The organism is Pseudoalteromonas sp. SS15 (assembly GCF_049257195.1).
Lineage (GTDB): Bacteria > Pseudomonadota > Gammaproteobacteria > Enterobacterales > Alteromonadaceae > Pseudoalteromonas.
In genome coordinates, this window is record NZ_JBMMUD010000012.1 from 96,313 (window position 1) to 102,440 (window position 6,128).

General features: G+C 43.6%; 7 protein-coding genes. 6 read left to right on the top strand and 1 reads right to left on the bottom strand.

All coding sequences use genetic code 11. The annotated features are described in order from the left end of the window. Positions 1-85: 85 nt before the first annotated feature. Positions 86-568 (bottom strand): GNAT family N-acetyltransferase, encoded by a 483-nt coding sequence (locus AAEU28_RS19525; RefSeq protein WP_421965598.1) that lies wholly within the window; start codon positions 566-568, stop codon positions 86-88. A 115-nt stretch (positions 569-683) separates the two neighbouring features. Between AAEU28_RS19525 and AAEU28_RS19530 the strand changes: the two genes are divergently transcribed. The 6 genes from AAEU28_RS19530 to AAEU28_RS19555 all read left to right on the top strand — a co-directional run bounded on the left by AAEU28_RS19530 (position 684) and on the right by AAEU28_RS19555 (position 5,971). Then, positions 684-1,589 (top strand): LysR substrate-binding domain-containing protein, encoded by a 906-nt coding sequence (locus AAEU28_RS19530; RefSeq protein WP_421965599.1) that lies wholly within the window; start codon positions 684-686, stop codon positions 1,587-1,589. 109 nt (positions 1,590-1,698) lie between these two features. Then, entirely contained in the window at positions 1,699-3,429 is a 1,731-nt protein-coding gene (locus AAEU28_RS19535; protein ID WP_421965600.1) for a vWA domain-containing protein, read from the top strand. A 21-nt stretch (positions 3,430-3,450) separates the two neighbouring features. After that, complete coding sequence (locus AAEU28_RS19540) at positions 3,451-4,083, top strand: sigma-70 family RNA polymerase sigma factor (protein ID WP_421965601.1); 633 nt, start codon at positions 3,451-3,453, stop codon at positions 4,081-4,083. Beyond that, entirely contained in the window at positions 4,080-4,820 is a 741-nt protein-coding gene (locus AAEU28_RS19545; RefSeq protein WP_421965602.1) for a hypothetical protein, read from the top strand. Before AAEU28_RS19540 ends, AAEU28_RS19545 begins: the two co-directional genes overlap by 4 nt. Before the next feature lie 28 nt (positions 4,821-4,848). Next, entirely contained in the window at positions 4,849-5,280 is a 432-nt protein-coding gene (locus AAEU28_RS19550; protein WP_421965603.1) for a GNAT family N-acetyltransferase, read from the top strand. A gap of 70 nt (positions 5,281-5,350) precedes the next feature. Then, positions 5,351-5,971: a DsbA family protein gene (locus tag AAEU28_RS19555; RefSeq protein WP_421965604.1), complete on the top strand. Its 621-nt coding sequence runs from the start codon at positions 5,351-5,353 to the stop codon at positions 5,969-5,971. The last annotated feature ends 157 nt before the right edge of the window (positions 5,972-6,128 follow it).

Sequence of the window (6,128 nt, forward strand, 5' to 3'; positions counted from 1 at the left end):
CTGCGCGAAATAAAATCGCGCATACAAAACAGCAACCTACTCAATCTCAACTTGTAGGCGCGGCTTTATGCCTCATTTTGTTTAATTACTTCTGTGCAAAATTAACCAGCGTTTCACCACTCATGCGATAACCAATCCACTCATGTTGTGGCTCTGCGCCTAATGATTCGTAGAACTCGCGTGATGGCGTATTCCAATCTAAACAGCTCCATTCAAATCGGCCACAGCCTTTTTCAACGGCGATTTGTGCTAAACGTTTGAGTAGTGCAATACCAGCACCTTTGCCTCGGTGTTCTGGTGACACGTATAAATCTTCAAGATAAAGTCCAGGTTTTGCTAGCCAAGTTGAGTAGTTGTAGAAATACACTGAGAAACCAATGGCTTCACCGTCTAACTCACAAATTAAACCATGCACACCACTGTGCTCTGCGAACATGCTCGACTTAATGGTTTCAGGTGTGGCTAAGACTTCGTGCTCTGCTTTTTCATATATAGCGAGCTCTTTAATGAAATATAAAATAGTGTCGATGTCGGTGACTTCTGCTGCTCGAATGGTAAGTTGTGACATAGCGCTTCCTCTTAGAGCGTATTCGCTCGGTATTTACTTTTTTAAATATATTAACCGAACAAAAAAATGAAACCAGTGCATAATGTTCATAGCTAAATGAATATGGTGCAGGTTTATGGATCTCAAACAGTTTGACCTCAATTTATTACTGCTGTTCGATAAGCTTTATCAATATCGGTCGGTCTCAAAGGCCGCAGAGTCGTTATATTTAAGTCAGTCTGCGTTTAGTCATGGCTTAGCAAGGCTGAGAAAGCGTCTAGACGACCCTTTATTTATTCGAGTGAATAATCAAATGCAGGCGACTGAAAGAGCTGAACAATTAGCCCAGTATGTAAAGCAAGCCTTGCCGTTACTAGAGCTCGGGCTTGGTCAAGCAAGCGGGTTCGACGCAAGTCACAGTGAGAAAACATTCCGTATCGCCGCGACCGATTACACTGAGTTTTGTTTTTTGCCTAAATTAACTCGGCACTTTGCCAAACAAGCGCCGTATATTCAGATTGAGATCTTGCCAGCCAGCCCTTTACCAATTAAAGAACAGTTGGAGCAGCGAAACTTAGATTTCGTACTAGGCTTTCAGCATGACGAACACCCGCAAGCCGGTGTTGAGCAGCTTGCTTGGTTCAGCGACAGTTACAGTACCTTAGTGTGTAAAGCGCACCCGAGAATAAAAAATGCCTTGTCTCTTGAGCAATTTTTACAAGAGCAGCATATACGTATCGCACCGTGGGGAGAGTCACAAGGTATTGTCGACCAAGTATTGGCGAATTTAGGTCATACGCGTCATGTCGCGTGTCAGCAAACCAGTGTACTTGTAGCCCCGCACCTAGTGGCAGGCAGCGAGTATTTATTAACCTTGCCGACACAAGTTGCCAAACAAGTACAGCAAGGGCAAAAACTAACACGACTTCCACCACCAATCACGGTGCCTGACTATCTTTTACAGCTTTATTGGCACCCTTTAAAAGCCAGTAATCAGGCCAATAGATGGTTTGTAGAGCAAGTTAAAGCCCTGTTTTTATAGGCTTAATCAAAACAAAAATAACTGGGGTGAAAAAATTTAAAAATATTTCACCCCCTAATTCATAGTCGTCCGTTTATAGCAGTAAACCTTCTATAAAAAGAGACAGAATATGAAAACCAACAAAACCTTAATTGCATTAACCCTTAGCACCTTGTTTAGCTCTTTGTTAATCACTGGCTGCTCGAACCAAGACAGCAAAAGTGAACAAACAGCGCAAAAAAACCAAGAACAATCGCAACAAGAACGTAAATCAGCCCAAGAAGCCGTAGAAAAAATTACGGTGACGGGCAGTCGTGTTGAAAAGGTGCAAGCTGATGGCTCAGCCATTGGTACTGCGGTTGAATATATGCAGATTAGTCAACCACAGCCTTTAATGGCCGCGCCTGCAATGCGAAAAAGAATTGCACCGCCAGCCCCTGAGTTTTTTGCTCATCCTGAGGATCGCGATAATTACCTACCGAGCGACAGCAATGGGGTATTTCAGGCCGCAACAACGCCATTATCGACCTTTTCGGTGGATGTAGACACGGGCAGTTACGCCAATATTCGCAGCTATTTAAATATGGGGCAGATGCCACCGACCGATGCTGTACGTGAAGAAGCCTTTATTAATTACTTTGATTACAACTACAGCGTGCCAGAAGACAAATCGCAGCCGTTTGCGACTTTCACTGAGTTGGCCCCATCTCCTTGGAATGATGAACGTCACATTTTGCGTATCGGCCTACAAGGTTATGACTTACCGGCAAGTGAAAGAAAACCATCGAATCTGGTGTTTTTAGTCGATGTATCGGGGTCGATGCACGAAAAAAATAAACTGCCTTTATTGGTGCAAAGCCTAACTATGATGGTAAAGCAGCTATCAGCCCGCGATACCGTGAGTTTAGTGACTTACGCCGGTAATGTGCAGGTGGTGTTAAGTCCTACTAAAGGCAAAGAAAAGCAAACCATCATAAATGCCTTAAAAGAACTCAAAGCAGGGGGCGGCACCTATGGTGAGAGTGGTATCAAAATGGCTTATCAAGAAGCGAAAAAGGCCTTTATTAAGGGCGGTGTGAATCGAGTGATTTTGGCGACTGATGGTGACTTTAATGTTGGTACCACAAGCATAGAAGCGTTAAAAGACTTGATCGCAGAGCAGCGCAAGCAAGGTATTTCGTTAACCACTCTGGGCTTTGGGCGAGGCAATTACAACGACGCCATGATGGAGCAATTAGCCAACATAGGTGATGGTAATCACGCTTATATTGATACCCTACATGAAGCACAAAAAGTCTTGTTAAGACAAATGAGTGGCACACTGCAAAGCATCGCCAACGACGTAAAAATTCAGCTCGAGTTTAACCCCGCTCAGGTTAAAGAGTATCGTCTGATCGGTTATCAAAATCGTTTATTAAAAGACGAAGACTTTAATAACGATAAAGTCGATGCGGGTGAAATTGGGGTCGGCCATACCGTAACTGCACTATACGAACTGACCTTAGTAGGTAATAAAGGGCAAGTGGATGAGCTGCGTTATCAGCAAAAGAAAATGGTCAGTACCAGTGATGAATTACTTTATGTGAAAATTCGCTATAAATTACCGGGCGACACCGAGAGTAAACTGATCAGCCAAGTGGTCAATAAACAGCAGGTGTTACCAGACTTTAATAGCGCAAGCTCCGACTTTAAATTTGCAACCTCGGTGGCTGCATTTGCTCAAAAGCTTAAACAAAGCCAGTACCTTGGTGACATGAACTATCAAGATATTGCCAGTATTGCGAGGGCAAATAGAGGGGATGATCCGTTTAACTATCGCGGTGAATTTGTTAACTTGGTCGAACTGGCCAGTTCAATGTAACGCATAGAAACTATATTATTTATGACTCGAATCGCGCAATTACAATCAGACACGGACGAAGCGCTGATGCTCAGCTATGGCAAAGGCAGCCAAGCCGCCTTTGCCGAGTTGTACAGCCGACATAAAGGGCCAATGTATCGCTATGTGTGTCGTCAATTGGGTGCAAAGCAGCAGGCTAAAGCTCAAGAGCTATTTCAAGAAGTGTGGCTTAGAGTCATCGACAATCGGGCCAGTTATACGGTTGAGGCTAAGTTCAGCACTTGGCTTTACCGCATCGCTCATAATTTGTTGATTGATGAACACAGAAAACACACATCTCGGGGTGAGCATTTAGTACTGGTTGATGAGGCGCATAATAATGAAAGTGAATCACCGGTAGTGCTTAGTTCAAGCCAAGACAATCACGAAAGCGAGATACATAATGACTGCTTGCAACGGGCCATTAAGCACTGTGTAGAGTTACTGGTACCACAGCAAAGAGACGCATTTTTGCTGCGCCATGAAGCTGGATTTAGTGCAAGCCAAGTATGTGAAATTGTTGAGGCAAAACCCGAAACCGTGAAAACAAGATTACGCTATGCCATGTCACAGTTAAGAGATTGTTTGCAACGCAAAGTAGATTCATCAGAAACAGGAGGCGCACGACAAGCATGAGCAAGCAATTAAGTGATAACGAACTCATCAAGCTTTATCAGCAAAATAACGACGCAATGCCGCCTAAAGATATCGATGACGCTATTTTAGCGCGTGCTGCAGATGCCGTTAGTGGTGAAAATGGAATTTTTGATAAAAAAGTACCTGGTAACAAAGGTTTAGAGAGTAAAGGGCGAGCGAATAAAGCGACAAAAACCTCAAGCAGGTGGTGGCAATACTCAGGACTCGCAGCCGCCATCGTCGCCGTAGCCGTGTTAGCGCCTTGGCAGTATTACCAAGATCCTATGTTAGTTTCAGTTGAATCAGCTGAAGTGCCTGCGATGCCAAAAGCGAAGCAAGCACAAGAAAGTGCCCCTCAAATTGAGCGAGTAGAGATACTTGCTGAAGACGTGCAAATGGAACGAATAGAAGTCACAGGCGCGAGAATTGAGCGCGCAGCGCCAGAGCAAAAAGCGCGAGCTGTTCAGGCTGTCTCACCAGTTATGTATGGCATTAATTTGTCTGAGCCAAACAATGAGCCAAACGCCATGTTTAAAGATATTTTGGCAAAGCTAGAAAACAAAGATGAAGCAGGCGCCCAAAGCGCATTAATTAAGCTACTTAAAGAGAAACCTGAATATCATGATGATATTCCAGAGCCATTAGAAGACTTATATCTAGCACTTGTAAAAAGTGGCAAAATTGAGCGCCCAGACACGTCGTCAAAATCAGACGACAAATCGAAAGATAAGAATTAAAGATTGTGGCTTTAATCGAAGAGCAAATATGTACGAAATTAAACAAGGTCAACTCAGTGATATATTGGCTATCGAAACCAATATCCCTGAGTTTGGCACACCAAAAACGCTAGAAGTCATAAACCAAAGGCTAGCAGATAAAACCTATTTACTGCTGGTGGCTTATCACAACGAGCAACCTGTGGGATATAAATTGGGTTATGCGCTGAGTGACACGGTTTTTTATAGTTGGTTAGGTGCAGTTATGCCTGAACATAGAGGGCATGGTCTTGCACAGAAAATGCTCAACGCGCAAGAAGCTTGGTTAAAAGCGCACAACTATCAAGCGGTGCAAGTGAAAACTATGAACCGCTTTCGAGCCATGCTCGCCATGTTAGTGAAAAACAACTACCACATCATTGATATTGAGCCCGGTGATACGTCACTCGACAACAAGATACGCTTTGAGAAAGTGTTTTAATCTTTACCGACTCGAACACTGTCTTCTAAGTTAAAAATCTAGATAAAAAGCTAAAAGGAAAGTAAAAACAATGCGGTTTATTTATGTGGTCGACCCCATGTGCGCATGGTGTTATGGCTTTGCGCCTGAGCTTGCGGCATTTTTAAAGCAGCACCCAGAGATTAAAGTTGACTGGATCATGGGCGGTCTCGCCCCTGATAATGACCAACCAATGGATGAAAGCCTGCGCACCGCAATCGCCGGCTATTGGCAGCAAATAGAGCAGCGTACGCAAGTGAGCTTTAATCATGACTACTGGCAGTTAAACACCCCTTATCGCTCTACCTATCCTGCGTGTCGCGCTGTGATTACAGCAGAAACCTTAAGCCCCAACAGTGCAGAGCTCATGGTTAAAGCCATTCAATCTGCGTATTACCAAAAAGCACAAAACCCGTCTTTACAACAAACGCTTGTTGAATGTGCAGTAGACATAGGTTTGGATGGTGCAGAGTTTGAAAAAGTGCTGTTATTGGCTGAAACTGAAAGTCAGTTACAGCAGCATTTGGGTTTGGTGCAACAGCTTAGAGTGAGCGGCTTTCCTGCGTTGTTTTATGTGAATGACAATAATGAAGCCTTTGCTTTGGCGTTGGGGTTTTGTGATGTGGGGGATTTAGAAGAAAGATTTGAGAAGTGCAAAAGCAACATTGCATAGCAAGGTTACTTTTGCATAAGTTGAGTTTTTTGTGTGTAGATACCATCTCTCCTAACCAGTCTCAAGTTTGATTTAAACAACTTGAGACTGATATTCAGTTTGATTCTTCACAACACCAAAGCAGATATGAGCAAGCTTTCTCATAGCTGCACCGATA

Bases quoted from the DNA above. Each gene is read 5' to 3' on its own strand.
- AAEU28_RS19530 (WP_421965599.1), top strand. From the start codon at position 684: ATGGATCTCAAACAGTTTGACCTCAATTTATTACTGCTGTTCGATAAG.
- AAEU28_RS19525 (WP_421965598.1), bottom strand. From the start codon at position 568: ATGTCACAACTTACCATTCGAGCAGCAGAAGTCACCGACATCGACACT.
- AAEU28_RS19550 (WP_421965603.1), top strand. From the start codon at position 4,849: ATGTACGAAATTAAACAAGGTCAACTCAGTGATATATTGGCTATCGAA.
- AAEU28_RS19555 (WP_421965604.1), top strand. From the start codon at position 5,351: ATGCGGTTTATTTATGTGGTCGACCCCATGTGCGCATGGTGTTATGGC.
- AAEU28_RS19540 (WP_421965601.1), top strand. From the start codon at position 3,451: ATGACTCGAATCGCGCAATTACAATCAGACACGGACGAAGCGCTGATG.
- AAEU28_RS19545 (WP_421965602.1), top strand. From the start codon at position 4,080: ATGAGCAAGCAATTAAGTGATAACGAACTCATCAAGCTTTATCAGCAA.
- AAEU28_RS19535 (WP_421965600.1), top strand. From the start codon at position 1,699: ATGAAAACCAACAAAACCTTAATTGCATTAACCCTTAGCACCTTGTTT.